Source organism: Legionella pneumophila subsp. fraseri (assembly GCF_000586315.1).
Lineage (GTDB): Bacteria > Pseudomonadota > Gammaproteobacteria > Legionellales > Legionellaceae > Legionella > Legionella pneumophila_B.
The window spans coordinates 1-26,936 of record NZ_JFIM01000035.1 but is presented as its reverse complement, the minus strand read 5'-3'; the positions used below and the strand labels follow the sequence as shown (position 1 = coordinate 26,936).

Sequence of the window (26,936 nt, the reverse complement as noted above, 5' to 3'; positions counted from 1 at the left end):
CAAACCCCATACTTAAACATTGGATATACTATAGCTTGCTCATTCTTTTAAAAAATACTATATAGAAGAAGCAAATTTAATTGAAATGAATTAATAACTGCAACTCACATTATAATTTTTCTTGCTGTAGTGACTTGGCAACTGAAGGGCGAGCTTGCATAAGCTCCATAAATTTTGTCAAATGCTCAAACTGAGACAAATCCAGTTTGAAATATTTTGCCCAGCTCACCATAACAAACAAGTAGGCATCAGGTAAACTAAATTCATTTCCCATTAAATAAGATCCTTTTGCCAAACGAGCATTGGTATAAGCAAAACGAGTGATGACCAAAGGCGTCAAAATTTTGGATTTCAATTCCTCTGAAACAGTGGGATTAAAAAACATTCCAAGAGACTTATGAAGCTCTGTAGAAATATAATTTAACCATTCCAGAGTATGATACCTTTTACTATCTCCAACAGCAGCCAACAATTTCTGTCCTGGAGTAGTATCTGCCAGATACTGGAGAATAACCTGATTTTCAGTAAGGACATCGCCGTTATCAAGAACCAGGGTTGGAACCGCTCCTTTAGGATTAATTTTGAAGAAATCATCTCCACCTGCTGTTTTTTTGACTTTTAAATCGACCTCTTCATCCTGAAAGTTTAATCCTAATTCATTGAGTATAATGCGCACTACTAATGAACAAGCACCTCTGCAATAATATAATTTCATGTGCACTCCTTTGATGATATTGAAATAACAATATTTAAGTTAGCATAAAATGCAGCAAAAAACTTGAAATGTAAAAAATCATATAGTGACAGAGGAAGGTCATGCATGAGGTCTATTTAATAGACTATGTCACTCAGGCTCTATACAAAGCAAAGATTCGATATGCTCTTACCCCCTGATATTGTCATAACAATATTTAATACGGGCATTTGGCATATCTGAGATCCCCCTCAATTTCATTAATTAATTTCATAGTAGCTGATTCCCTGACAATAAAAGAATCCCAAAAATAAGTTCTTCTTAATGTTTGTAAATCAACACGATTTTTTTCCTTCCACTGCTGGATACCAAATAGCAACTCATCAATAGATTGATTTTTCTGTGAACCAATGATTTGCAAATATAAATTTTTTAAGCTGTTGAATTTTCGCTTGGTCATTGGCGAATTAGGCTCAAGCACGGGCAACTGCTCTATTCTCTGATAGAGTTTCATTGCTATTAAACGTTTTTCTTTATTAAACCCGGGATGGATAGGCGGCGGAGGTAGAGGTAAAACATAAAAGGGGATATTTTGACTGGGCTTGCCATAATCCAATTGAGTTTTATAAGGCAAGTTTATAAAGAAACAAGAGGATATCGATGAAGAAACGGGTGTTTTTGTAACCGCCTCAATTAATTTTATTGCTGAATGCCGACAGGTATTGCTTGTATTGATTTCATGAACTTCTTCATTAAGCTCCTTCCAATGAGAACCAGCTGGGAAAACACAAGAACTGGTTTGCGAAAAGTAGACAACGTTTCCATTCTGAACAAACGGTTTAAAGCATTCAAATTGATTACTCTCAGTTTGAATAGACTCAAGATAATGAACAAATTCACAATACTGCTCATAACTAATGTCATAAGCTTGATAAGAAATAGGTACCGAACCTTTACGTTTTCTTGAAATTCCTTCGTCTTCTAACTTTGCTTTGCTACTCGCAAAAATTGCACCACCCAAAGCACTATAAATGCTCATGCATCGTTTAATACCCTTGGTTTGATTTGGTAAATCAAAAATCTTCCCTACTCTGCACAATAGATGAGGTACCTGGAAGTCATCATACACGCCTAGCATAATAAATGAGTGCTGATTGATTTTGCCTATCGAAATAAAAAAGTGATCTGTTTCTTTATTAATACAGATTGCCATGTGATTCAGTCCTCAACACCCAATAATGATAAATAATAAATTAGCTTGTGCATCGCAAGTATGGATAATTTTTAGCAATGACTTTGTCTATCTTCAAGCACAGTTCATGGATATGGTTACCCATTTTTGATTTCTCATTGCCAGAACCACCTTTCCCATTCAAAGCCACAACAACCGTTACATTATTACAAGGATTCCACAGATACATCACCCTGTAACCTAAGGTACTGCCCTGGTAAGTCCAAAAACGCTGCCTGGAATTTTTATCATAATAATAACCAACGCCCAATCCAAAACCGCTGGGGTCCTCTTCTGTAACCGTAGGAATAGGCAATCCTGATTTTATTGAAACCACTGACTTCAATTCGGATAAAACCTCGTCTCTGAAATCAGGCTCTATCAGTAAACCATGATATAATAACTGCACCCAACGACCGACGTCTTCAGTATTAGCAACAATAGCGCCTGCCGCACCAGCCCAGGATAAATCATTGGTTATCGTATCGATTAATTTTTCATTATCCTCATCGTAAAAATAACCATGGACTCGTCTATCCCTGATTGATTTTTCGACTTCTGTACCATGTGGCCCTGCAGGATAAAATGAATTGTTTAATCCATTGTTTGGATTAATAATTCGTTGTTTTAACTGATTTTCAAAAGTATCTTGAGTCACTTTTTCAATAACCATTCCCGCAAGAATATAATTGGAATTGGAATACTCATACCTGTTTTCTCTGTTGGTTTCTATAGGTTTTTCAGGATGCGCATAACCTAATAATTCCTCATCACTCCAGATAGCCGCCAAATTTTCTTCCATTTTTTTTGCAAATTCCGGATCTTCGGAATAATTGGGGATGCCACTGGTCATATTCAATAATTGTCTTAATGTCACATCTTTCCACTCTTTGTATTGAGGTAGCCATTTACCCAAGGGATCATCCAGTGATAATTTTCCTTCCGTCTGCAATTGAAGCAAAATCAATGAAGCAAAGGATTTGGTAATACTACCGATGTCAAACAAATTCAAAGGAGTAATTTCCTGAGACAGTGGAGGATATCCCATAGTTCCTTTGACAAAGGTGGCAACATCCAATGCATCCTTATTTTTCTCTTGAGGAATAAACACTGAGACAGCAATGGCAGTAAATTTTTCTTTGTTATGATAAACCTTGAAGTACTTGCTCATTTCCTTTTGAATTTTATGATGAGATACAACAGGAGATTCAGCTGCGCTGATATTATAAGGTAAAGAAGCCAGGCAGAAGGCAAGCAGGAAACCAACTAAGTTATTTATTTTCATGGCGAAAAATACATCAAATCAAGTAGAAAATTGGCCATTTTAACCTGATAGACTCAAATAGATCCATAAAAAAAACAGGAAATGTCGTGTTGAATATACGACACGCCTATTCGCATTCTCTTCAGCCAAGAGCAATGAAATCCAGCTAAATTGTGGCTTTCATTGCCCACTTGGAATATGAATACTTATCCAAATACAGATCTTTTTGCATTCAGCTTAAAATCAATAGATATTTAGATTCTAAACAGCATTGACTCTGGCACGTATTTTCTCCAAAGCGTCTTCAAGTCGTTTGATTGATTTGTCTTTACCTAACAAAGCCAATGTCATGTCAATGGAAGGAGATGTTCCGGATCCGGTCACTGCGACACGTAATGGTTGAGCTATTTTACCTAAATTCAAATCAAATTGCAGGCTCACATCATTGATGCATTCTTGAATTTTGTCATTTTCCCATTCGTTAAGTGACTTTAAACGCTCATGCAATACCATTAAAGGCTCCAGAACAACTGGCCGCAAGTGTTTTTTAACAGCATCTTCATTATAGTCAATGGTATCTGTATAAAAATACTGACTAATTTGACACATTTCTGCTAATGACTTGCATCTCTCTGCCTGTACTGCAACCAAATCCTTCAAATCGGGACCTTGATTCAAATCAATTCCTGCTTGCTCAAAATGCCATCGCAACGCGTTGGCAACTGATTCTGGAGAGTCACTTTTTTGATAATGCTGATTCAACCAATACAACTTATCATAGTTGAAACTTGAGACGCCTCGGCTGACATTTTTTAAGTCAAAGCTGTCTATCATTTCTTCTACGCTAAAAATTTCCTGATCACCATGAGACCATCCCAAACGGACTAAATAATTCAATAAAGCATGAGGTAAAATACCCAGCTCCTTGAACTGCAAGACACTTACTGCGCCATGTCGCTTTGACAGGCGTTTACCATCTTCACCCAAGATCATGGGCAAATGGGCAAAAACAGGTACCGGAGCATTCAGAGCATTGAATAAATTAATTTGTCTCGGAGTATTATTGATATGATCATCTCCACGAATGACATGAGTTATTTTCATATCCAAATCATCGATAACTACAGCAAAATTATAGGTAGGATGTCCATCAGAGCGAACTAAAATCAAATCATCCAGTTCGTTATTATTGACATGAATGTCGCCATAAACCTCATCATGAAAAGACACTATACCTGTATCGGGATTTTTAAAGCGAATAACATAAGGAGCTCCGCTATCAGGAAGGTTTTGATTCCTGCAATGCCCATCATAGCGGGGTTTTTCCTTAGCTGCCAATTGGGATTCTCTTAAAGCGTCCAATCTTTCCTTACTGCATTCGCAGCGATAGGCCTTTCCTTCTTCCAAAAGTTGTCGGGCTACTTGCTGGTAACGGTCATATCGTTCAGTCTGATAATAAGGCCCTTCATCAAAGTTGAGCTCTAACCAGGACATACCGTCTAAAATAGCCTGTACAGACTCCTGTGTCGATCGCTCTCTGTCTGTATCTTCTATACGCAGTATAAATTGCCCGTTGTGATGTTTTGCATACAACCATGAAAATAAAGCAGTCCTTACCCCACCAACGTGTAAAAAACCTGTAGGGCTTGGGGCAAATCGGGTTCTAACAGTCATAATATCTTCCATTGTAAGGAATAAAATAATCAAGCTATAATAGCTGAGTTTACCATTAACGCAAAGATTCAACTGCTGAATTAAGACTAAAAGGAGCTATGTTGAAAAGTATTGGTATTAAGTATCAGCTAAGAATCACTACTCTTATTCCTGCCTTTTTAGTCGCCTTGCTTTTTGCCTTTTTTTATAACGGTCTATTTGGTAAAGACCTAAAGCAACATATGTCCAGGCTGGGTGAAGCCTACATTAGACAATTACTCCCAGCCGCCCAGTATGCCATGCTTCGCAATGATTATCGTACATTGCAGGGTTTAATCAATGCCTCAACCATTAACCCGGAGGTAAAGGCTTTGGCATTTTATAATGCCGATGGCCGATTAATTGCTTATCGTGGTGGAAAACACTCTATCCATAAACCCTTCAATCCCCCTGACTTTACAGGTGACTACATTGAAAGTAAGCAAATTAATCCATTCACCATTAATTTTATAGCGCCGATTACTATCCCAAAGTTCAATTTGTACTCCAGCACAGAATTCAAAGAGCTTTCTACGCCTAAAATATTCCAGGCTGACGATATATTAGGCTGGTTATCCATTGACATTGATACGCAATCATTACTTATAAAACGCTATCAAATGCTTATTGTTACCATTTTCATTACTCTTTTCGGCTTACTGATGGGTTTAACAATTCATTACTTCTTATCTAAACGAATTTACATGCCTATAGCTCGATTGCGTCGAAGCATGAAGCAAATTTTAAGTAACGAATTTGAAACCGAAATTCGTGTTTCAAGCCCCGGAGAATTAGGAATAATTGAAAAAGGTTGCGCTCATTTGCAACGACAATATTTAAATACGGTTCGTGATCTGAATCACCATATTGAAATCGCTACCGCGGATCTGCAACAAAGTCTCGAACTTCTAGAAGAAAAAAATATTGAACTGTCACTGGAGAAGAAAAAAACTGAAGAAAAAAGCCGACAAAAATCAGAATTTATTGCCAACATGAGTCATGAAATACGCACCCCAATGAATGGAGTGATTGGTTTTACAAATGTTTTATTGGAAAGCAAGCTGGATCCTTTACAACTGGACTACGTTAAAACAATCAAATCATCAGCGCAGGATTTATTAAGTATTATCAATGATATTCTGGATTTTTCCAAAATTGATGCGGGCAAATTAAACCTTGATTGCATCCCGCTAGATATAAGAGGTTGCATTGATGAGGTTTTATCCCTGGCAAGCCCCAATGCCCACAAAAAAGGAATCGATTTAATCCCGATTACAGACATCAATGTGCCCAAAATGGTATTGGGTGACCCTTTAAGAATCAAACAAATCATCAGTAATCTGGTGACCAATGCAGTAAAATTTACGGACCATGGATACGTTCTTATACGCACTAAAATCGAGCAAGAGACAGATAAAGATTATACCTTGCTATTTGCCATCACGGATACGGGAATAGGCATTTCACCAGAGGATCAAACGAAACTGTTTACCGCCTTCAATCAGGCGGACACCAGCATCACACGCCGCTACGGTGGCTCAGGACTAGGCCTGGTTATATGTAAAAAACTATGTGAAGAAATGCATGGACGTATTAGTCTAACCAGTGAAATCAACAAAGGCTCCACTTTTAGCGCACGCATTAAAGTTGAAAAACTAATCGCTTATGAAATTGAAAAAAATCAAACTCATCGTTTCGCCCATTTAAAAATCATTTGCTTTGATGATAATCCCCTCCATTTGGAAGCAATAGGTAATGGTTTGGGCTTTTGGGGCATAGAGGCTATACGCGTTGATTCATTCAATAAGCTTTCCCGAACATTAACAAAACATAAAGATTGCAGAATCGCCTTTATTAACGTCAATCAAGGATGTGAGCGTCAAGCTGCTGAACTCATTGCCAAACATAAGCAAATTCCTTTCGTATTAATTTCCAAATGGCCTATCAATGATTTTGCGGCACTAGGTGCCAGAGGATTTCTTTACAAACCTATCAGCATTCAAAAACTTCAAGATCTCATCGAATCGATAGCCAATGAAAATCAAATCGAGAAAAATACGAACCAGGAACTGGATACTTTGCGCGAACAACTTCGCTTTCTTCATCCAGACTTACTGATTGCGGAAGACAATCCCGTCAATAAAATGCTATTAACATCCTTATTAAACAACAATACCAATATAACAACAGTTGATGATGGTGAAATGGCTGTTGCTGCTTGCGAAGATAAAAAATTTGACATGATTTTACTGGATCTGCAAATGCCAAAACTTAATGGGTTAGAAGCAGCTAAAATGATACGTCAAAAATCCCTGATGAATAAACACTCTCCTATCGTTCTCATTACTGCCAGTAGCAATGATCTGAGCTCCATCGATATGAAAAAATCCGGAGTTGATTTTTGTTTTCAAAAGCCTATAGATGAAAAGCAATTGTTAATCCAAATTCTTCGCATTGTTGATAAAACCAAACATGCTGCCATCGATTGGCAATTATGTGTTCAGAAAGTTTCAGGTAATCAAGCGCTTGCTGAAGAGTTCCTCGCCAAATTTATAGAAGAATTATATAAGAATCGTGAAGAATTTATTCAGTTAATGCATCAAAAAAACGTAAAGGGCTTGGCTGATTTAGCTCATAAATTACATGGTGCCTGTTGTTTTTGTGGTGTGCCTACTTTACAAAAGAGAGTATCTCAATTAGAGAAGCTTGCAAGACGAACAGCTAATGCTGATAATTTAAGCGAAGCCTTTACCGATTTAATACAAAGTATTGATGCGGTGATTAGTGAATATGAAAATCAGTACTCACAATAACATGTGATGAAATAAGGCCATAAAAACTCTCTTGTATGAAAACCAAAGTAAAAGTCTGTATCAACCTAATAAAATCATTTTAGCTATGGAGACAAAATGTCAGTAAAAAATGCAATCTACGCCCAGTCGGGTGGTGTGACCGCTGTAATTAATGCATCCGCTTGTGGTGTCATCCAAACCGCCAAACTATTTCCAGAGCAAATTGGTAAAGTTTATGCTGCAAAAAATGGCATTATCGGTGCCTTAAACGAGGAATTAATCGATACTTCATTGGAAAGTGAAGAAGACATTGCCAAATTGATGCAGACTCCTTCCGGAGCTTTTGGCTCCTGCCGCTACAAATTAAAAGACAATGGGGAAGAGTATCAACGCTTAATCGCTGTCTTCAAGGCCCACAACATAGGCTATTTCTTTTACAATGGCGGCGGGGACTCACAAGATACTGCCCATAAAGTATCCCAGTTAGGTAAAACCATGGGCTATCCTATTACCTGCATAGGTATCCCTAAAACAGTAGATAACGATCTGCCTTTTACAGACAATTGCCCGGGGTTTGGATCAGTCGCGAAGTACATTGCCATTTCAACCAAGGAGGCTGGTTTTGATGTCGCATCCATGGCTGCTTCATCCACGAAAGTGTTTATTCTTGAAGTGATGGGAAGGCATGCAGGCTGGATTGCCGCAGCAAGTGGGCTGGCCGGGCAAAATCCAGGTGAACCGCCGCACATTATTCTATTGCCTGAGGTTCCTTTTGAGCCGACTCGTTTTCTAAACAAAGTGAAAGACTGTGTAGACTCTTATGGTTATTGTGTGATTGTTGTATCAGAAGGTATCCGCAATAAGGAAGGAAAATTTCTCAGTGAAGCAGGATTACGTGATGCATTCGGACATGCCCAATTAGGTGGTGTTGCACCAGTCATCGCCCAATTGATTAAATCAGAACTTGGTTTTAAATACCATTGGGCAGTTGCAGATTATCTTCAACGAGCAGCCAGACACATAGCCTCGCAGGTTGATTTGGATCAAGCTTATGCTTTAGGTAAGGCTGCTGTGGAATATGCCGTAAAAGGATATAATGCGATAATGCCTATTGTTATTCGTGAACAAGATGAGCCTTATCAATGGTCCATAGGTCAAGTCCCTCTAGCTGAGGTAGCTAACCAGGAAAAGTCTATGCCACCAGAGTATATAGCTGAAGATGGCATGGGAATTACGGACGCATGCAAACGTTACTTGTCCCCTTTGATTCAAGGTGAAGCTTATCCCAATTACAAAAATGGATTACCGGATTATGTCCGACTAAAAAACCAGTTAGTGGCTAAAAAAATCAATCAAGATTAAGGGCGGCAGTAGGCTGGACGATATTTACTAATCAGGGTACCACCAGTGCAATCCCAAGTGAGTATTCTGCCTGTAGCGTCTAATGTAGGAACCATTGTAATAGTACCATTACCTGCGTTTGCTGTGTAGGTAATGGTAATAATGCCTTGATTACCAATGGCTATAGAGGCTACATTAATTGTTGGGGCAGGACTGGTATAACCCGTATCTGCCTGATTTGCTGGCAAAGTATTATCAATTAAACTCGTTTCAACAACAGCTAATTTAGCGGCCGAAGTCATTTCCAAGCCTTCGACCACTCTTGCTCTGATAGTATAGTCCTGATAGGCTGGAATTGCGATGGCAACCAGAATCCCAAGGATAGCGGCAACGATCATCAGCTCGATTAAAGTAAATCCTTTCGTTCTCATAACGCCACCTGGCATTGCATCTAACTGATATCACGCAAATACAATGCCAACTTTATGATTATAAAAAATCGCTCCGCTCACTAAATAGTTTGGCAAGCATTTTTCTCAGAACATTCCTGTTACGCAAATAATTCACCAAATAATTCACTGATAAAACCTGGCTAAATAAAAAAACCGCCATTAAAGGCGGTTTTTATACTTGATTTACCCTATTATGGTCTACAACTGGCAGGTCGATATTTAGCCAATAAGGTACCGCCAGTACAAGTCCAGGTTACGTCACCGTTGGCTTGTAATGTTGGGGTCATAACAATTGTACCGCCACCTGCTGCGGCAGTATACGTTATGGTAATAACGCCGTTGGCACCAATAGCAATTGACGCTACATTGGGCGTAGCAGCAGGAGACACATAACCTGTTGCAGCCTGAGTGGCAGGTAACGCGTTGTTGGTAATAGCCGTTTCAGATACAGCAAGTTTTGCAGAATCTGCCAAGGTCAGACCTTCAGTAACACGAGCTCGTATTGTGTAATCTTGATAGGCTGGTATAGCGATTGCTGCCAAAATACCGATAATCGCTACGACTATCATCAATTCAATTAAAGTAAAACCCTTTTGTCTCATGACCATCTCCATAGTTAACTATTCATTAGTATAATGCAAGCATAATGCCAACTACCAGCCAATATTCTAAACCTGTATTATTTTACAGGTTAAACAATCATTTCATGTAAAAAACACCGTTTCTTGTGCTAAAAATTCAGTGAAATGAATAGATAAAATATTTCATAAAATGAACTATTTGTTATTAAACAATAATAAAATGACAATTTTTGTCACATTCTGACAATTGTATTTAATTAATGTGACAACTATGCTTTAAATGTATATACTCCTTATTTTGCAAAAACAGAGTCGAGCAAATCATGATGCGTAAACTCCGCATAGAAGAAAAACTAATCTCCGCATTATCCCCCCTCTTTTTAAGTGTTGAAGACGAGTCCACGAACCATCACGTTCCTCAAGGCGCTGAAACACATTTTAAAATAATCGCCGTTTCAAATCATTTTAATGATCTGACTCGTATTAATCGCCATAAATTAGTTAATCAACTTCTTAAAGACGAGTTTACCTTGGGGCTACATGCATTAAGCATGCATTTATATACCGCTAATGAATGGACTTCTCAACAACAATCAGTACTTAAATCCCCTGCTTGCAGAGATGGCTATAAAAACAAATAATTTTAATGAAAAAAGTTCACCTCCAAGCTTGATTTATTTTATAATGCTTATCTTTTTATCAAATAGAAAAATCAATGAAAACCTGGTCCTCTGAAAAAATATCCGTCCTTGCTTTAGTGCTGCTCATCACCGGAGCGATTGACAGCATTAGAAATTTACCAGGTACCGCACTCTTTGGTTCCACTTTGATTTTTTTCTTTATTTTTTCAGCGATTATCTTTTTGATCCCGGTTGCTTTGGTCGCAGCCGAACTTTCCTCCACCTGGTCGGAGGAGGAAGGTGGCATTTACAGTTGGGTTAAGCATGCCTTTGGGGAAAATGTTGCCTTTTTCGCCATTTGGCTGCAATGGATAAATACTTTGGTATGGTACCCGACTATTTTGTCTTTCATAGCAGGCACAATCTCTTATTTAATTAATCCAGAACTAGCACAAAACAAATACTATCTTATTAGTGTCATTTTGATTATTTTCTGGTCATTAACCTTGATAGGCTTATCAGGATTACGTGCTTCTGCCACCTTTGCCGGCTTTTGTGCAATAGTTGGAATGATAGTGCCTATGGGATTTATCATCTTTCTGGCTTTTATTTGGTTAATTCATGGTCACCCTATTGCCATTGATCTGAGCCTCTCCAATTTGCTACCGCAATGGAAAAACACGCAATCCTGGGTTTCTCTGACGGCGATTATGACTTCTTTCCTCGGTATGGAGCTTGCCGCAGTTCACGTGCGCAATGTCAATAACCCGCAGAAAAACTTTCCCAAAGCGATGTTTTTTTCTGTCATTCTCATTCTGTTCACCATGATTTTGGGTTCACTAGCGATCGCTTTCATCCTGCCTAAAGACAAAATCAGTCTGGTAGATGGAGTGATGAGAGCTTTTAGCAATTTCTTACAAGTTTATGATTTGAATTGGCTAATGCCTGTATTGATACTATTGTTATTGCTGGGTACTTTAGGCAGCATGATCAACTGGATTATTTCTCCAGCCAAAGGCTTACTGATGGCAGCAAAACATGATTTTCTGCCTGCATCACTATGTCATGTAAATAAACATGGCATGCCAGGAAAAATTTTGATACTGCAAGCCATTCTGGTGACTTTATTATGCAGTGGCTTTCTCTTATTCCCTACAGTCAATGCGATTTATTGGTTGTTTACTGCTCTTAGTACAGAGCTGTATATGATGATGTATGTGATGATGTTTATTGCAGCCTGGCATTTGAAGAGTAAATTCTCAGACATGCAAAGACCTTTTGCTATTCCAGGAGGCAAACCGGGTTATTATCTGACATGCTTTTTAGGATTAATAGGTTGTACTGTCACTTTATGGGTCGGTTTTATTCCTCCAACGGAAAGCATTAATATCGGAGGAACAACCCATTACCGTATGGTTTTTTCATTAGGAATCTTCTTAATGCTGCTACCTGCCGCCTTGATCTATTTGCGTAAACGATACATTACCAAATCCAAAGCGCTTGATGCAACTGCTTAAATCATCGATAGGATGGTTAGATCCCGTGGACAAGCCACGGGACGTCGAAGATTAGTACAGTACTGGGTTTTCAGAGATGGATTTAATTAAAATAAGGCTTCAATGTTTGTTGCACATCGAGATTCAATTCGCCAGTATTTGGATTGATGGCACTAACCGTATCACCCAGATAACCTATCGCCCAGAAGTATAAATTATTGGTCCCTATGCCGCTTTGAGTAAGATAAGGCATCAGGGCTTGGGTAAAAAAGTTTTTCCCTTCAAAAGATTTCCAGGAAGCTTCTCCTAAAACAATGGGATACCCAGCCTTGTACAGGAAACCCCAACTCCAATCAAAACGCAGATTACTTGCATCACCAGGAGCCGTTTCCCAACCAGCCACTTCTTTTGGGTAAACATGGGGTGAGAAAACCAGGTGACCATTATTTCCCGCATTATCATCGCCCAATAGCCAACTGAGGGTTTCTGTGTCAATATCTGGAACCGCCAGTTGCAATTCATTACTGAATTTTTGTACATCAAATTGCGCTATGTTTTGTTTAGCTAAATCCTTATTCAGGAGGGGTTTAAAATCTTCGCCCCAGTTCCCTTTGAATGCTACAACCTCTTGATCATTACCACACTGCCCCGGATCACGCCAGTGTGCATAGCCAGAATCCTCTTTAATATTGGCTTTTGGCACGCAAATTGTAGGATTGTCCATATCATCATTTCCGCCTCCAGGTCCTTCAACAAAAAGCAACAAATCAGGATTGACCTGATGCACAGCTTTGGCAGCGGTGCCTATCACTTTAATCCATGAAACCTGACCATTTCTGGCTTTAAACCAGCTCAATTGATAAGGTTCATTAAAAACATCAATACCGATGACATTATCCAACCCGCGCTGTTTAATTTCCTGAGCTAGCAGAACTAAATCCTTCTCATATTGAGTCATGCTATAAACAGTTCCATCCCTCATTCCATCGCCATAACCATAACGGTGGTGAAAATCAATCATCACATTGATATTATGTTTTTTCATTTCAGCAAGTACCGTCCAGAAAGCCTGCTTCGGACTCACCGCTTTTTCACACGATTGGCCATTGGATTGCCAGGTTTTGCAAAAAAGACCATTACCGGTCTCAGGTTGTGTTTTGTCAGAAAGCCATTTGTTTAGATCGACTTCCCCGCTGTCATCATAAAGCACCCCTGGTTGTATAGGCAAACGTACAGTCTTGAATTGTACTGCTGTGCTGCTGTTTACACCAGAATCCGCCATATTCCAGGGATGAACCAATAAATCCATCAATCCGTTTCGAGGTTTGGATTGAGGCATGGTAATATTATAGAAAGGATTGCTCTGCAATCCCTGAAAAACATTGGTGTCCTGAAATCCTGACCAGGATACTCCATTGATGGTCACCCTGTTCCCGCTTTTGTCGTAGATACTACCTTGAGTGGTATAATAGGCATTCGCATCCAGGGTGAATGCAAAAAGTAAAAGCCAACTGGCATACTTAAATAGTTTCATGCGCTTTTCCTCATTAAAATAACTATAAAGTTATTGTTAAGTTGGTTAAAAGCTCATTATTTAACCACAAAACCACAATATTTGAACAGTATAATCATTAATTTTTCAAAAATATTACAAATGGGCTTACGGAAAACCCCAAAATCAAGGCAAAACATGCTTTTAATGAGGGAGGTTGGATAAACTAAATGACCGAAAACTTTTTTTAACAAAGAGATTGGGGTTTTTCATAAGTCCTGACAAAAAGATATCATTTCGATGTATTGAAAAAGAGTTAAGATTGCCACTCTATTATGGTGAAAATTGAGCAGCGACCATACAGAGTGGATAAAAACCATTTCCTCATAGAAAAAACCATAAACTACAATGAGTTATGCAAATAAGTTATACATTGGAAACATCAAGAAAATATTGTTTAGCCAAAATCAAATCTTCTTTTGTATTAATATCCTGTAAAGGTTCTTCACATGCTTCATCAACCCGTATAGAGCAACCTGACCACAGGATGCGCAATTGTTCCAAACACTCTATTTGTTCCAAGGTACAGGGTGGCCAGCTTACAAACTCCAGTAAAAAGGCAGCACGATAAGCATATAAACCAATATGCCTGAAGGTATTGGAATAAGCACTTTTATCATCTCTGTGAAAAGGAATAGCACTTCTTGAAAAATACAGAGCATGATTATCCCGGGTGCGTACCACTTTAACCACATTGGGGTTATTTAATATTTCAAGGCTGCTAACAGGCCAACACAAAGTAGACACAGGTGCGTTTGTCTGAGTTAAAGAGTAAGCGACTTGTTGAATTAATTTGGGGCGAATAAATGGCTCATCGCCTTGCACATTGACAATCACATCATCAGGAGCAAAAGTCCCCTTTGCAACAACCTCTGCAATTCGATCAGTTCCAGATTGATGCGTGGACAAAGTCATGACAACTTGAGCCCCAAACTGGGTAGCACAATTGGCTATCTCTTCATGATCAGTGGCAATAATCACTGATTGTGGTTCAGCCAGAAGCGCTTGCCTGTAAACTCGCTCAATCACGGTAATACCATTAATTTCTTGAAGTAATTTACCTGGAAAACGACTGGAGTGATACCTGGCTGGTATAATCACATGAAAATTAGGACTCATAATTTATCTTTCTCTTCCAGGGGAATCAAACGCGCTTCTTGTTCTAGCATAACGGGAATATCATCACGAACAGGAAATGCCAGCCTATCAAATTTACAGATCAATTCCTGTTTTTTAAACAGCAATTTTCCTTTACATAAAGGACAAACCAATATTTCCAATAATTTTTTATCCACGCGAATCTCCTTGAGTAACCTGATTACGCACATACACTGGTTGTGCCTGTGCCACAGAAACCGCCTTGATATCAGCTTTCTGTGCCAAGCGTATCATAGCAGACGCTGTCGGAAAAACAGTTAATACTTCACTAATTTGTAATTTGATCTGCTCTGGAAAATCCATCCAGTACAAATCAATCCCAACTCCGGCCAAAATAAAGGATTGATTGGCTGGCAACTGAATATCTTTTACTGCATTAATTCTGTCCTGAGCCAAGAATTGCTGCTCCAAAAAGTAACTCCAATACATTTCATTCATACGAGCATCCAAAACAGACAATACAGGTTGATTGAAATCCTCTTTTATTTCCCGAGCCGTCCAGGCAATTGCGGCTAAACTACTCACGGGAACAAGAGGCAGATCATTGGCATAAGCCAATCCTTTTGCAATGCTACAAGCGATTCTCAATCCTGTAAAACTTCCAGGACCACATCCAAAAATGATTCCATCCAATTGATTAAGACGCAATTCCGCTTGGGCTATCAACTCATCAATCATAGGTAAAATCAATTGAGCATGGATTCTTTGACTATCCTGCTCCTTGCTTATGATTTCGTCACCTACGAGGATGGCAGCACTGGCCAGTTCAGTTGAGGTATCAATCGCTAACAGTTTCATAATTTAAAGCCAACTCTTTAATAAAATGCAGTACTTTTTTTTCATCCCGGGTTTTCGGAAGACTAGGTAAACTGGCCAAAATGGTTCGGCCATATTCTCTACCAGTCAAACGGGGATCCGCTATCATTAACAAGCCTTTATCGGTGATGTCACGAATCAAGCGACCTACTCCCTGTTTTAATGCAATGACAGCATTTGGCAACGACAATTCATCAAAACCTGAAAGCCCTTTTTTCTTTAAATAAGCCATTCGGCCACGAATTACGGGGTCGACGGGATTAGCAAAAGGTAATTTATCTATAATAACACAAGAGAGAGCCTCTCCTTTGACATCAACACCTTCCCAAAAAGTGGAAGTGCCTAAAAGAACAGCATTTCCCAATTGCCTGAATCGAGCCAGGAGAATAGGCTTTGCCTCATCACCTTGAATCAAAAGTGGATATTTTAAAGTATTGCTCAGCATTTGAGCAACCAATTTTACTGCTTTATGACTGGTAAACAGGAAAAAGCAACGACCACCGCAAGCCTCGATAACAGGTAAAGCCTTTTCCAGCAAAGCGTCATAATAATGGGTATCCTTAGGATCAGGTATTCCTCGAGGCAAATAAAGCAGTGCCTGTTGCTGGTAATCAAAGGGGCTGGATAATAACAAAGTCTGCACTTTATCTAATCCCAGAGGTTTACAAAAACTATCAAAAGCCGATGCCATAGTAAGCGTAGCCGATGTAAAAATATAGGCACATGACTGGTGTTTTAATAATTGACTAAATGATTCAGCAACGTCATACGGGGTGGCATGAAAAACGAGAGTGTGTTTAAAACGTTCCAACCAACGAATTTTATTATTATTTTCCTCAGTAAAGGAAAGCAAGATGGCTTCCAAATCAAAAAGGCGTTCTTTACATCTTTTTAATCCGGGAATATCCGTGGCATCCTCTGACTCCAGGCATTGAACCAACTCATCCTTTAAAGATGACCAAGCATTCCACGCCTCCATAAACTCTTTATTTCGCTTAACCAACTCCCAACTGACTCGTTCCTCTCGAGCCGGTAAAGCATTTAGCAATTGGTCCACCAGTTTGTCTGCTTTATGACTTATGGACTTTAAAGGTTGATTGGCTAAATCCAGGATTGGCCACTCATTAAGCATATCATCCACCAAGTCTCTAAATTGACGTGTTCCCAGACGTTCCCCATTGAAATTCGAGGCGATGTCTGCAAGCTGATGAGCCTCGTCAAACACTACCACATCAACACCAGGTAATAGTTCACTGAAGCCTTCTTTTTTTAACTGGGAATCAGCAAAAAAAAGATGGTGATTGATGACAACAATATCTGCTTCCATCGCTCGTTTGCGGGCTTTCACCAAAAAACAGGTTTCATGATTGGGACATTCTGCACCAAGGCAGTTGTCGGTAGTGGATGTGACATAATGCCACACTGGGGAATCTTCATTAATTTCAGGCAATTCGGAGCGAACACCCTCTTTCATTTGCGACAATTTATCTCTGACATGGAGTATTTCATGTGCGCATTGAGGGCTTTGAAACTGCCCTTCCTCAGCATGCCTCTCAACTCGATATTGACAAATATAATTGGAACGACCTTTTAAATTCTGGACCCGTACTGATAAACCCAAAGCTCTGATCAAGGTTGGCAAATCTTTTTGAAAAAGCTGATCCTGAAGCGTTTTGGTTGCTGTGGAGATAAGTGCTTTTTTACCACTTAACAAGCATGGTAACAAATAAGCAAAGGTTTTACCTGTTCCCGTTCCTGCTTCTGCTACCAAAATCGATTGCTCAACAATGGCATTGGCTATAGCCACTGCCAAATCAGCTTGTGGCGCTCTTGCCACAAAGCCAGGAATTGCAGTAGATAGCCTTCCCTTCTCACTGAGAATTCGCCGACAAGTTTCAGCGAAAGTGGTTATTTCTTCCACTCTTTTTGCAAATGTTGAAGTTTATCCTTGACTTCTTCCCAATCCTTGGCATCAGAGGGAGCATCCTTTTTAGCAGTAATATTAGGCCAGGTTTTGGATAACTCGGCATTTAACTGTTTGAATTGTTGTTGTTCGTCTGTTAAATCATCTTCTGAAACAATAGCATTAACTGGACATTCTGGTTCACAAAGGGCACAATCAATGCATTCATCGGGGTGAATCACCAGGAAATTAGGCCCCTCATAAAAACAATCCACAGGGCACACTTCTACACAATCGGTATACTTGCATCGTATACAACTTTCCGTTACTACAAAAGTCATAGCAAACCTTAATAATGTATCTTTAAGAAATGACTCTTATTAAAGCATAAAACACCCTCCTGATGATAGAGGAGCATGATATTTTTATATCCTTTGACCCCATACATTACGTAGAACTAACCTGAAATCATAAATCCAAAACCAACGATATCAGATACACTCTTACTGATCATAAAATGTACTTGAAGTCTCGATAAAAAGATGTTAAATTTGCTCAATTTAAATCTACTTTGTTCAATAGTTTAATACGCAGCCCATGTAATTTAGATACCTCGGAGTACTTCATGCCTTTGAATTTACCACCTAAATCGTTTAAAGATATAACGCCCTTAGTGATTGCTTACAATAATGCACCTGAAAATGACAAGATTCAAAAGTTATTTTATTTGCAAAAAATCAATTACTTACTGAACAAAACTCAGCTGAATGATGCGTTGTTTGATTGGATAAACGATGCAGAAGAAGAGGGTTGGTTAAATGAGTTAGCTAAATTTTCAATCAATCCAAACGCATCCTTTTTTCTAAAAGGAATGCAATTTGCCAAAGCTGTTTCTGAAGAAATAAAAAATAAACCTGAAATTAACAGTTCTGAGACTAACATCTACCAACTCATGCAAGAACGTGACAAACTGTTAAAGGAAGATGAGTTTGAAAAATGCGCTGCTCGCTATATTGAAATTAATTTTCTCCTGAATGAATTAGCTCTACATGATAAAAAAACAAAAGAAATTGTAGAAAGACAAACAGAAATCCTTAGGCTTGTAGCTCCCAAAATAAAAGCAATTAAGGGCGAATCTATAGACAATTTGCCAGTTATACCTGTTTATCAAACCAAAGAACTTGGCAATCATGTGAATAATTTTAACTTCAAATTCACAATGAGTGGATGGGATGCCCCTTTTGTATTTCGTGTAGAAGACAGACATGAGTTAGGAAAAGAACAAGAGCTTCATTCCTATGGTGTATCCAAGTACTTTATTGAAGATTACTCTGTTTTTATGATGCGATTTAAAGCGGAAGATGGTTCTACTGTGTACAAACCAGTTATCCTCAGTCAATTCGCCAATCAAAATAATTTGGAAGAAATCGCCAAACAGTTAAAAGATGGTAGCCCCAAAAATATCGCTCCGCGAATTGGATATTACTTTGTTCAGTTAACTGACTTTTGTCTAAAGTTAATAGAAACTCATAACTATCACCCTGACATTAAGTTAAATAATTTTCTGGTTCACAATAACAGAGTACTGGTCAGTGATAGAAAAACGTTCACCACGAGTGACAATCCTTTAGCCAGTGAAATTCTAACCAGTCCTTTATTTGCCCCGGATGAATTTTTGAAATGTCTTTCATTTAGCAAAGAAGGCGACTCTGTAGGCTACAATCGCAATGCCCTGTGGAAACGCATGAACATGCCTCAATTCATGGCCTTTCAACTGGGAATGGCTTTAAAACAATTCCTGATTTTAACGCAATTGGACGAGTTGCCAGATAATTTTAGAAATCCCGATCACAGTGCGGTATCTCATTTCAAAACACCATCCAGACAAATCATTAATCTTTCTCTTCTGGTTCAGGAATTGACTCGCCTTGATCCTGATAAACGAATGACCATTAAACAATTCCAGAATTTGCTTAACTTCAGAAATTTACCGCCTGATGCCTTTTACCAGAAAGTGGAAGAAATTTTCCCCTCTTCCCAATTAGGGATTGCAGAAGATATTGAGGCTCTTAATAAAGTATTGAACAGCGATTTAAAAGGTGAAGCGCTTTTGAAACAAGCTAATCCTGTTTTCACTAAACTATCGAAATATGATCCTAAAGAAACCCGATTGACCCGTCTAGCTGAAAAATTGGCAATTCGATGTTTTAACGACGTGTCAAAACCTTATTTTCAGAAACTGTCTGGTTTAATTGAATCAGCGATTGAAAAAGATGTTGATGAAATCAGACGGCTATTAAATCCTCAATCCAATAGAGAAGGGCTTTTAAAGAAAGCCAGTCCCATTTTTATGAAACTCTTTGAAAGACAGCCTGAAGTACCCCAATTAACAGAGCTTGCAAAACAATTAGCGACTCAATGTTTTGATGAATCGTCAAAAAACTATTTTACACGTCAACTGCCTTTATTGATTGACGAAGAATTATTAAACCAGGATTGGGAACAAGCCCCTTGGTATAGAAAAGCACTGCATTGGGTGAGTTTTGGATACTTCAGGGTCGATAAAGTCACAGAAATATCCTCTTTGAAAATACCTGAACATGCAAAGGGTAAAGAATTTCAGACTTATTTTTCACAACTCTTATTTTTACCCACTGAAGAAATCAAAAATATGTTTACTCCCAAAGACAGTCAAACAGCCGATTTTCTGCTTGGTTATATCGAAAAGGAAAGAGAAAGAAGAGAAATGGAAATTCCCTCAGTCAAGATTCCTGTTGATTTAAAAGGAGAAGAGTTTCAGATGCACTTCCCACAGCTTGAATTTTTACCTTCCAAGGATTTTGAGAACATTGGTGAAAAAGAGGGTGAGCATCTTGAATGTTTTATCTTTGCCAATCTTCAAGAAATACTCTCGCATAATAACAGTGATTCATCAGAAAAAAATAGTACTAGCGAACCCACTGACAGCGAAAGTGAAATAGATTTAAATGTTGGCAACGCAGCAGGAACAATTATAATTGCGGACGAACCAAATCCTGCTGAAACCAAACCGAAGAAGAATGACAATGATGGAATAAAACAAAATAATCCTGCCAAAACCAGTCCTAAAGGAAAAGTTTCAACTCCAGAAGTTGATGAGCATCCTAAAAAGAAAACAAAAGATGATGATGCTCCCAAACCCAAAACAAAGCGTTCTGTACACTTCTTTGATGAGAGTAAAAAATCCAAGCCAAAGGAGAAAGAAAATGCTTCTCCTGCTGTTGATGAAACGCCTTCTGCGAAGAGAAAAAATGTCTGCAGGATAGATAGCGTTAGGTCCACTCTTTTCAGAGGAGATGGCAGCCATAGACAGAAAACCAAAGAACAAAGACCCAGGTTATCCGAAATAGCTTGGGAGCCACCAAAACCTAATCTACAATAACAGACAGAGACTCGCCTGTTAAAAGCGCTTTGTGGCTGCCCTGAATATCTGGGCAGCTAATTTAATAAATGTCATGGTGGATTTGAAACTCCATTTTCCTTTCAAGGTAAAAAATTATACATAATTTTTAACAACAGCATAAAAGTCTGTCTATATTTATAGAAAAGAGTGTACAAAAATCAGAGTCAAAATAATGACTTATTTTTGACTGGGAAATAATAAGAATAACTAAAAATTTAAAGGAAAACATTGAATAGGAAAAGCATTTTTATAAATATGGAAATAAGTCTAATTGATACTATAAGGAAATAGGCAATGGACGTTGGCCAAAAGATAAGGATTCTAAAACGTTATTTAAAAGAAAAAAGTATCACGCCAGAGGACGTCAATCTCAATGATCAAGATCTAACGGCCTATGCCGGGCTGGATAGGCTATTAGATTATATTTCTATACATAACAATGGATTGTTTGACTTCGCAACATTGGAATCTGATGAAAAGCAATGGAAACAATACGTTGATATACTTAACTATTCCGCAACATACTCACCTGGCTCTCCGCCTGTTGTAATTGATACTAGTGAACGCAAAGCTCAATTTGGTTTGCAATATTGGCGCAATACGAGAGTAATCGAGGCACTGCCAAGAGACAACTATTACGCTCGTACAGTCACTTTATCTACAGAAGAAAATGACGAGTTTGATCAGCTGATTACAGAAAGCCGGGCTAAATTGTATGAGATATCCCAAACTTTACCTGAAACTCCTGCTTTTAATCCAGCCAATATTGTCCAGGTGAATAGCCTAATCTCTTCGATTAAAGAAAAACTGAGCGCTTTAACAAGCAACAGCTCTCAAATAACCGTTTTACAAAAAAAACTTAATTTACTGACAGATTTAAATAAAATTAACCAACTTGAGAGACTGACTATTCCTCAGGACAACGGCTCTAATTTGAGTTATTGCATTCTTGCAGAAACTGTTGAGGGAGTGACTGAGAAAATATCTTTAATAACACTTGCCAAAGTGAAAGAGCAATTGGGACATCTTTGCGCTCAAAATGAGCTTGATTTGGATAGTTATAATGAGTCCAGAGAACAATATTATAAACTTGTTACAGAAGGTATACTCAAATTACCCAAACGTGGCGATATAAAAGAAGTGCAACGTGAAGCCATTGCTCTTAACATCTCAAGATTAATGGGTTTGGATACTACTTCTTCAACAACAGTAACCTACAATGGTCGTCCCGCTTTGTTTATACCTTTTGACAACATCAATCTATTAAATGAATTTTCTTTCGGTAAAATTTTTAAAGTTGGCATGGGATTAAGCGGACAAATTTATACTCACTACTCCACAATTAAGCCATTAGGGGAAGGTGTCCAGTCAGATCTTTACATCAAGGATTTTGGTAATGCTCTGGCATTACTTTATTTATGTTGCGATACGGATGCCATAGGTGGATATTGTAAAAACAAAGCATTAAGAAACTATAGTAGTCTCTACATTTTCGACCAGGTCATTACGGACACTGACAAATTTATCCTTGATTCACGAATCAGTCTTCAACCCAATCAGTTCATTATGAAACATACCCGTCATGGGCAAGGGAGAAACAGAACTTTAATAGAAGATTCTTCTATAGTGACCAAATACGCCAGTATCATGCAACTGAAAGAGTTAAAGCGCATTATTACCCAATACTGTGATCATATTTCCTGGCTACATCATAATCGTACTCAAACCATTAAAAGACTATTGCAAGAAGAGCTTGCAAAAGATGAACGAGTACGTTTAACTGAAGAATTAAACGATATTGAAATTTTGGAAAAGGACGTTGAACAAATAAAAAGGCAAATTCTAATTCGCATCAATAAAATAGCTGAAATACTGCCTCAAACGACTGGTGTCGTTGGTTTTGATACAATACGACAGTGTTTAATTCTGGAGAAATTGTTGCACAACCCGGTTCTCTACTCTGATGACGGAAGACCTTATAAAAATCCATGGACAACACGACAAACGAATACAGTACAAACGATTCATGATTTACAAAATGGAAAAATACAAATTACGTTTAAATTCAATATTCCAGAAGACATGGTCGATTTTATCAAACGCCATGGAGGTGGAGACTCCCTGAGTATGACATCGCCTAAAGTGATAACGATAAGTAAAGCCCACCTGGATAGCCTTAGGGAAAACATGTTACATCCTGAACATTCACCTGAATTGTCTCTTAATACTAATTATTTAGACGATAAAGACCTCTGTATTATAAAAATGGCTTATCGCATAGGTAATAGAACCAAAATTTTAAATGCTATTGCAGAATACCGCATCCTTATGAATAATGAACAGGTAAGCTTCCATAACAAAATAGAATGTCTTACCCAAACTGAAGCAAAAATCAAAGCACTGATAGAAATGGCAAATGACAAAGGACTGGGCATGCACATTCTTAAAAAATTCTATTTTGATGCGCAACAACGACTCCAAAAATTAATTAACCCAGAAGTGATGCCCCATGATATTAGCCAAGCCTTTGCTGCAGCTCTTAAACTGGACAGAGTATCAGAATTCAATCAGGTTGTGAGAGAAGCTATTGTCCAAAATAAAGTGACTGATACTCAATTTATAACCTTCTTGTCAGACTGCATCAAAAAGGAAGCTCTTGCCACAAATTATAAAGAAGCACAAAAAGAAAGCAGAGCATTATCTATTGAGGCACAGCGCATTATAAATCATTTAAAATCGCCTGTAGTTCCTTTAATTGTTCAATTGGGTGGACAAGTATATTCACAGGCTGGATTAGCAGACGCACATACGGTAACCAATCTTGAAAATGACTTACAACTCGACCGTGAGAAACCAGATACCGTGTCAATGACTACTTTGGACTTACATGGAGTTATGACTAAAGAAGAAATAATTAAAAATGGAATGACAGTAACAGTTTAATAGATGTCTTTTAAAACTCTCTGTGAAGCAGCAAATGAAAAGAGATACGTTTAAACTTGGAATGATGGAGTGACTATGCCAGTACATGAAAGACGTCAACATTTTCGTATTGATGATCACATCTATTTTGATTATCGAATTCTTGCACCGGGTGAATTTTGTTCCGATATGGAAATCACCAATCAATTATTAGGTGAAAATGGGCAAAAGTACATGGAAGCAGCGCAATATTTTCAGGGTATTGATTATGAACTGGCTGAGCTAACCCAGGTCATGGCAGTGAAAGAGCCTGCTCTGGCGCATTATCTTAATCTTTTGAATGCCAAAATTGACTATCTATCTAGACAAATGTTAATGGCGAGTAAAGTTCAACTGCGTAAAGTCAACATCAGCCTGGGTGGCATGGCATTTAAAACAACAGAACAGATTAAAGAAAAAACCAATATAAAAATCATCCTGTACACAAAACCCAAAATGATACCCATTATTGTTGATGCCGTAGTGGTGTATAGTCAATATCAAAGTGAGACGCATTACCGCACAGCGGTGGCTTTCTGTAATTTGACCAGCGAACAAGAGCAGTTACTTTCACAACATATTTTACAAGCTCAAATAAAAAGCCGTGCTGACTAAGATAGAAATGCTGTGGATTGGAAGTGTTTTTTCTAGGATAATGAGCCTTTATATCAAAATAAAGAGGTTATATCCATGAGCAGAACAGTATTTTGCTGCAAATTAAAGCAAGAAGCAGAAGGCTTGGAAAAACAACCCTTCCCTGGTGAGTTGGGTGAAAAAATTTTTAATGAAGTATCAAAACAAGCATGGAATATGTGGCTTTCCCATCAAACCATGTTAATCAATGAATACCGCCTGAATTTGATTGAAGCCAGGGCTCGTGAGTTTTTGAAAGAAGAAATGCAAAAATATTTTTTTGGCGACGGTTCAGAAAAACCCTCTGGCTATAAAGAAATACAATAAAGGATTAATTTATGTTTCATGACTTGTTGGAAGTTAACGAAGAAGTACTGGATGCCATTAATGACAAAAAACCGGTTGTTGCCCTTGAATCGACCATCATCTCTCATGGAATGCCTTACCCCGATAATTTAACTACAGCCATTGAAGTTGAAAATATTATTCGTAAACAAGGTGCCGTTCCAGCTACTATAGCGATGTATCAAGGGAAAATCCGCATTGGTTTAACTCAAGAGGTTATGGAGCATCTCGCGCTTCAAAAAGAGGTAATAAAAGCCTCCCGCAGAGACATTTCCTTTGTTTTATCCCGTAAAATGACTGCCAGCACTACGGTGGCAGCCACCATGTTTTGTGCACATATGGCTAAACTCCCCCTATTTGTCACAGGTGGTATAGGAGGCGTTCATCAAGACGTGACGATGAGTTTTGATATTTCAGCCGACCTTATAGAGCTATCCAATACACCAGTTACTGTGGTTTGTTCTGGCGCAAAATCAATTCTCGACTTACCAAAAACATTGGAAGTTCTTGAAACGTTTGGGGTACCAGTCATAGGTTATGCCACTGATGAATTCCCTGCTTTTTACAGCAGATCGAGTGGAATACCCGTTCCACAACGATTGGATTCTGTTGAGGAAGTAGCAAATCTCATGTTATTTCATGAGAAATTGAACATGAAAAACGGAGTAGTTGTCGCAAACCCTATTCCGGAATCAGCCGAATTATCAGATGAGGAAATAACCCCGTACATTAAACAGGCTCATAAAGAAGCCAAACACATGAGCGCAAAATCATTAACGCCCTTCTTGTTAAAACGTATTGCTGAGTTAACTGCGGGCAAGAGCCTGGAAGCTAATATTGAGCTTATCAAAAACAACGCTTTACTAGGCGCAGAAATCGCCATAGCCTACCAAAAAAAATTATTTTCAAAAAAAACCTAATCAACACTTGACTCAAAGTCCATCTCGGAGTTTAATAGCAAGCCTTGAGTGGCCAGATAGCTCAGTCGGTAGAGCAGAGGACTGAAAATCCTCGTGTCGGCAGTTCGATTCTGCCTCTGGCCACCATTAGAATTCCTGGCTCTTCCCCAAATACGGGGGCACTTCAATCAACCACAAAGCACTCTAACTCTTAATCTATAATTTTCAAAATTTCTAAACCCATAAGCCCTGCGTTGAATTAGTTTCATCTTTCGATGAAACCCTTCAGTTATTCCATTGTTCTTCGTAAAACGAAGCATTCTAACGACTTCTTCTCTCCATTTAAATAGTGTATTCCCTAAAGTTCTAAGGGATTGAAAAGCACTTTGTCTTAAATCGTTAACCATTTCCAGGAATTGCGGTAATAAGCGTTTGCATTCTTTGGCTGTGCAATGCTTCCTGGTTAATAGTTCATGCAACTGTTGTTTAAAATCATAAATTGCAGCAATCGCGGGTTGCTGTTCCAGGTAACGGTCGCGTTTGCTTAGACCTAATGACGTTAGATTCTCTGGCTTTGTTTTCAAAGCCATGTGTGTGCCTCTTTGATACTTCATGGCCGGATCAATCTGATGAAAGGTTTGCATGCTCAGTTGGTTAATTAATCGGATGACATGAAAGCGATCAGCTACAATCTTGGCATTAGGAAAGTACCGCTTCACTAGTGCACGGTAACTACTGCTTAAATCAATACAGATAACTCGTACGCGCTCTTTACCTTCCAATGCTTTAAAATAACCCTCCAAATCACGTCCTGAGCGGCCTTTAACAATATCAAATACCTTATGTTTACCTAAATCACACAGCGTGGTGATATAGTCTTGCTTCTTTGTAAATGAATGTTCATCGATACCTAACACCCTAGGGCATAAAGGTGAGGTAATTCGCTTCTCCTGTCGTTCATAACCATAATGTCAATACCGATTGAAAAATGATCCTTTTGCCAGATGAAAATTGATCCCCCCGGGTAAAAAAATTAATCAGTTATATTATTTTGCTCCTCCTTT

21 protein-coding genes, 1 tRNA gene and 1 pseudogene are annotated in these 26,936 nt (G+C 38.5%); 10 read left to right on the top strand and 13 right to left on the bottom strand.

Translation table 11 applies throughout. The features are described 5' to 3' along the window. Positions 1 to 109: 109 nt before the first annotated feature. The 4 genes from gstA to gltX all read right to left on the bottom strand — a co-directional run bounded on the left by gstA (position 110) and on the right by gltX (position 4,863). Positions 110 to 715 (bottom strand): glutathione transferase GstA, encoded by a 606-nt coding sequence (gene gstA / locus CC34_RS0108830; protein ID WP_028379423.1) that lies wholly within the window; start codon positions 713 to 715, stop codon positions 110 to 112. Positions 716 to 911: 196 nt separating this feature from the next. Beyond that, complete coding sequence (locus CC34_RS0108825; protein ID WP_028379422.1) at positions 912 to 1,907, bottom strand: hypothetical protein; 996 nt, start codon at positions 1,905 to 1,907, stop codon at positions 912 to 914. Between the two features lie 40 nt (positions 1,908 to 1,947). Next, complete coding sequence (locus tag CC34_RS0108820; protein ID WP_028379421.1) at positions 1,948 to 3,210, bottom strand: serine hydrolase domain-containing protein; 1,263 nt, start codon at positions 3,208 to 3,210, stop codon at positions 1,948 to 1,950. 240 nt (positions 3,211 to 3,450) lie between these two features. Then, on the bottom strand, positions 3,451 to 4,863 hold the full coding sequence (gene gltX, locus CC34_RS0108815; RefSeq protein ID WP_028378745.1) for a glutamate--tRNA ligase: 1,413 nt from the start codon (positions 4,861 to 4,863) through the stop codon (positions 3,451 to 3,453). Between the two features lie 98 nt (positions 4,864 to 4,961). Between gltX and letS the strand changes: the two genes are divergently transcribed. Beyond that, the gene (letS, locus tag CC34_RS0108810) at positions 4,962 to 7,694 is read left to right on the top strand and encodes a two-component system sensor histidine kinase LetS (protein WP_028379420.1); all 2,733 of its coding nucleotides are present in this window, start codon (positions 4,962 to 4,964) and stop codon (positions 7,692 to 7,694) included. Positions 7,695 to 7,790: 96 nt separating this feature from the next. Then, positions 7,791 to 9,035 carry a 6-phosphofructokinase gene (locus CC34_RS0108805; RefSeq protein WP_028379419.1) on the top strand — a complete coding sequence of 415 codons (1,245 nt, stop codon included), beginning with the start codon at positions 7,791 to 7,793 and terminating at the stop codon, positions 9,033 to 9,035. On the opposite strand, the gene CC34_RS0108800 is transcribed toward CC34_RS0108805, so the two are convergent. Together CC34_RS0108800 and CC34_RS0108795 are read right to left on the bottom strand one after the other, a co-directional pair. Continuing rightward, positions 9,032 to 9,445, bottom strand: a complete 414-nt coding sequence (locus CC34_RS0108800; RefSeq protein WP_027227779.1) for a pilin — start codon at positions 9,443 to 9,445, stop codon at positions 9,032 to 9,034. The genes CC34_RS0108805 and CC34_RS0108800 overlap by 4 nt on opposite strands. Positions 9,446 to 9,657: 212 nt before the next feature. After that, positions 9,658 to 10,068 (bottom strand): pilin, encoded by a 411-nt coding sequence (locus tag CC34_RS0108795; RefSeq protein ID WP_011214168.1) that lies wholly within the window; start codon positions 10,066 to 10,068, stop codon positions 9,658 to 9,660. A 302-nt stretch (positions 10,069 to 10,370) separates the two neighbouring features. Between CC34_RS0108795 and CC34_RS0108790 the strand changes: the two genes are divergently transcribed. Next, a complete protein-coding gene (locus CC34_RS0108790) occupies positions 10,371 to 10,688 on the top strand; it encodes a BolA family protein (RefSeq protein ID WP_028379418.1) in 318 nt (105 codons plus the stop codon). A gap of 74 nt (positions 10,689 to 10,762) precedes the next feature. Beyond that, positions 10,763 to 12,184: an APC family permease gene (locus CC34_RS0108785; RefSeq protein WP_028379417.1), complete on the top strand. Its 1,422-nt coding sequence runs from the start codon at positions 10,763 to 10,765 to the stop codon at positions 12,182 to 12,184. A gap of 82 nt (positions 12,185 to 12,266) precedes the next feature. Here CC34_RS0108785 and CC34_RS0108780 read toward each other — a convergent pair whose 3' ends face one another. From CC34_RS0108780 to fdxA, 6 genes are all read right to left on the bottom strand, one after another. Next, on the bottom strand, positions 12,267 to 13,697 hold the full coding sequence (locus CC34_RS0108780; protein WP_028379416.1) for a cellulase family glycosylhydrolase: 1,431 nt from the start codon (positions 13,695 to 13,697) through the stop codon (positions 12,267 to 12,269). Positions 13,698 to 14,081: 384 nt separating this feature from the next. Beyond that, positions 14,082 to 14,834 (bottom strand): 3-deoxy-manno-octulosonate cytidylyltransferase, encoded by a 753-nt coding sequence (kdsB, locus tag CC34_RS0108775; RefSeq protein WP_028379415.1) that lies wholly within the window; start codon positions 14,832 to 14,834, stop codon positions 14,082 to 14,084. After that, positions 14,831 to 15,010: a Trm112 family protein gene (locus CC34_RS0108770; RefSeq protein WP_010947637.1), complete on the bottom strand. Its 180-nt coding sequence runs from the start codon at positions 15,008 to 15,010 to the stop codon at positions 14,831 to 14,833. Before CC34_RS0108770 ends, kdsB begins: the two co-directional genes overlap by 4 nt. Next, positions 15,003 to 15,674 (bottom strand): tRNA (adenosine(37)-N6)-threonylcarbamoyltransferase complex dimerization subunit type 1 TsaB, encoded by a 672-nt coding sequence (gene tsaB / locus CC34_RS0108765; protein ID WP_028378738.1) that lies wholly within the window; start codon positions 15,672 to 15,674, stop codon positions 15,003 to 15,005. Before tsaB ends, CC34_RS0108770 begins: the two co-directional genes overlap by 8 nt. Beyond that, on the bottom strand, positions 15,652 to 17,610 hold the full coding sequence (locus CC34_RS0108760) for a DNA repair helicase YoaA (protein WP_028378737.1): 1,959 nt from the start codon (positions 17,608 to 17,610) through the stop codon (positions 15,652 to 15,654). Before CC34_RS0108760 ends, tsaB begins: the two co-directional genes overlap by 23 nt. Further along, on the bottom strand, positions 17,598 to 17,933 hold the full coding sequence (gene fdxA / locus CC34_RS0108755) for a ferredoxin FdxA (protein ID WP_028378736.1): 336 nt from the start codon (positions 17,931 to 17,933) through the stop codon (positions 17,598 to 17,600). Before fdxA ends, CC34_RS0108760 begins: the two co-directional genes overlap by 13 nt. 284 nt (positions 17,934 to 18,217) lie before the next feature. On the opposite strand from fdxA, the gene CC34_RS0108750 reads away from it, so the two are divergent. The 6 genes from CC34_RS0108750 (at position 18,218) to CC34_RS0108725 (ending at position 26,019) form a co-directional block, all read left to right on the top strand. Next, positions 18,218 to 21,013: a protein kinase family protein gene (locus CC34_RS0108750; protein ID WP_028378735.1), complete on the top strand. Its 2,796-nt coding sequence runs from the start codon at positions 18,218 to 18,220 to the stop codon at positions 21,011 to 21,013. Between the two features lie 315 nt (positions 21,014 to 21,328). Next, on the top strand, positions 21,329 to 23,977 hold the full coding sequence (locus CC34_RS0108745) for a hypothetical protein (protein ID WP_028378734.1): 2,649 nt from the start codon (positions 21,329 to 21,331) through the stop codon (positions 23,975 to 23,977). Between the two features lie 75 nt (positions 23,978 to 24,052). Continuing rightward, positions 24,053 to 24,610, top strand: coding sequence for a PilZ domain-containing protein (locus tag CC34_RS0108740; RefSeq protein ID WP_028378733.1), 558 nt, complete (start codon positions 24,053 to 24,055; stop codon positions 24,608 to 24,610). Between the two features lie 75 nt (positions 24,611 to 24,685). Next, positions 24,686 to 24,955 carry an oxidative damage protection protein gene (locus CC34_RS0108735; protein WP_028378732.1) on the top strand — a complete coding sequence of 90 codons (270 nt, stop codon included), beginning with the start codon at positions 24,686 to 24,688 and terminating at the stop codon, positions 24,953 to 24,955. Positions 24,956 to 24,966: 11 nt separating this feature from the next. Continuing rightward, positions 24,967 to 25,893 (top strand): pseudouridine-5'-phosphate glycosidase, encoded by a 927-nt coding sequence (locus tag CC34_RS0108730; RefSeq protein ID WP_028379414.1) that lies wholly within the window; start codon positions 24,967 to 24,969, stop codon positions 25,891 to 25,893. Between the two features lie 50 nt (positions 25,894 to 25,943). Continuing rightward, positions 25,944 to 26,019: transfer RNA gene (locus CC34_RS0108725), tRNA-Phe, on the top strand. Positions 26,020 to 26,060: 41 nt separating this feature from the next. On the opposite strand, the pseudogene CC34_RS01000000116290 reads toward CC34_RS0108725, so the two are convergent. Further along, positions 26,061 to 26,843: pseudogene (locus CC34_RS01000000116290) on the bottom strand (ISL3 family transposase); the annotation flags it as partial. Between the last annotated feature and the right edge of the window lie 93 nt (positions 26,844 to 26,936).

What these genes read in the sequence shown, in the direction of transcription:
- gltX (WP_028378745.1), bottom strand. Translation starts at nt 4,863, where the DNA reads ATGACTGTTAGAACCCGATTTGCCCCAAGCCCTACAGGTTTTTTACAC.
- CC34_RS0108730 (WP_028379414.1), top strand. Translation starts at nt 24,967, where the DNA reads ATGTTTCATGACTTGTTGGAAGTTAACGAAGAAGTACTGGATGCCATT.
- CC34_RS0108800 (WP_027227779.1), bottom strand. Translation starts at nt 9,445, where the DNA reads ATGAGAACGAAAGGATTTACTTTAATCGAGCTGATGATCGTTGCCGCT.
- CC34_RS0108780 (WP_028379416.1), bottom strand. Translation starts at nt 13,697, where the DNA reads ATGAAACTATTTAAGTATGCCAGTTGGCTTTTACTTTTTGCATTCACC.
- CC34_RS0108790 (WP_028379418.1), top strand. Translation starts at nt 10,371, where the DNA reads ATGATGCGTAAACTCCGCATAGAAGAAAAACTAATCTCCGCATTATCC.
- CC34_RS0108745 (WP_028378734.1), top strand. Translation starts at nt 21,329, where the DNA reads ATGGACGTTGGCCAAAAGATAAGGATTCTAAAACGTTATTTAAAAGAA.
- fdxA (WP_028378736.1), bottom strand. Translation starts at nt 17,933, where the DNA reads ATGACTTTTGTAGTAACGGAAAGTTGTATACGATGCAAGTATACCGAT.
- CC34_RS0108795 (WP_011214168.1), bottom strand. Translation starts at nt 10,068, where the DNA reads ATGAGACAAAAGGGTTTTACTTTAATTGAATTGATGATAGTCGTAGCG.
- CC34_RS0108750 (WP_028378735.1), top strand. Translation starts at nt 18,218, where the DNA reads ATGCCTTTGAATTTACCACCTAAATCGTTTAAAGATATAACGCCCTTA.
- CC34_RS0108820 (WP_028379421.1), bottom strand. Translation starts at nt 3,210, where the DNA reads ATGAAAATAAATAACTTAGTTGGTTTCCTGCTTGCCTTCTGCCTGGCT.
- CC34_RS0108740 (WP_028378733.1), top strand. Translation starts at nt 24,053, where the DNA reads ATGCCAGTACATGAAAGACGTCAACATTTTCGTATTGATGATCACATC.
- letS (WP_028379420.1), top strand. Translation starts at nt 4,962, where the DNA reads ATGTTGAAAAGTATTGGTATTAAGTATCAGCTAAGAATCACTACTCTT.
- CC34_RS0108785 (WP_028379417.1), top strand. Translation starts at nt 10,763, where the DNA reads ATGAAAACCTGGTCCTCTGAAAAAATATCCGTCCTTGCTTTAGTGCTG.
- CC34_RS0108825 (WP_028379422.1), bottom strand. Translation starts at nt 1,907, where the DNA reads ATGGCAATCTGTATTAATAAAGAAACAGATCACTTTTTTATTTCGATA.
- CC34_RS0108735 (WP_028378732.1), top strand. Translation starts at nt 24,686, where the DNA reads ATGAGCAGAACAGTATTTTGCTGCAAATTAAAGCAAGAAGCAGAAGGC.
- gstA (WP_028379423.1), bottom strand. Translation starts at nt 715, where the DNA reads ATGAAATTATATTATTGCAGAGGTGCTTGTTCATTAGTAGTGCGCATT.
- kdsB (WP_028379415.1), bottom strand. Translation starts at nt 14,834, where the DNA reads ATGAGTCCTAATTTTCATGTGATTATACCAGCCAGGTATCACTCCAGT.
- CC34_RS0108805 (WP_028379419.1), top strand. Translation starts at nt 7,791, where the DNA reads ATGTCAGTAAAAAATGCAATCTACGCCCAGTCGGGTGGTGTGACCGCT.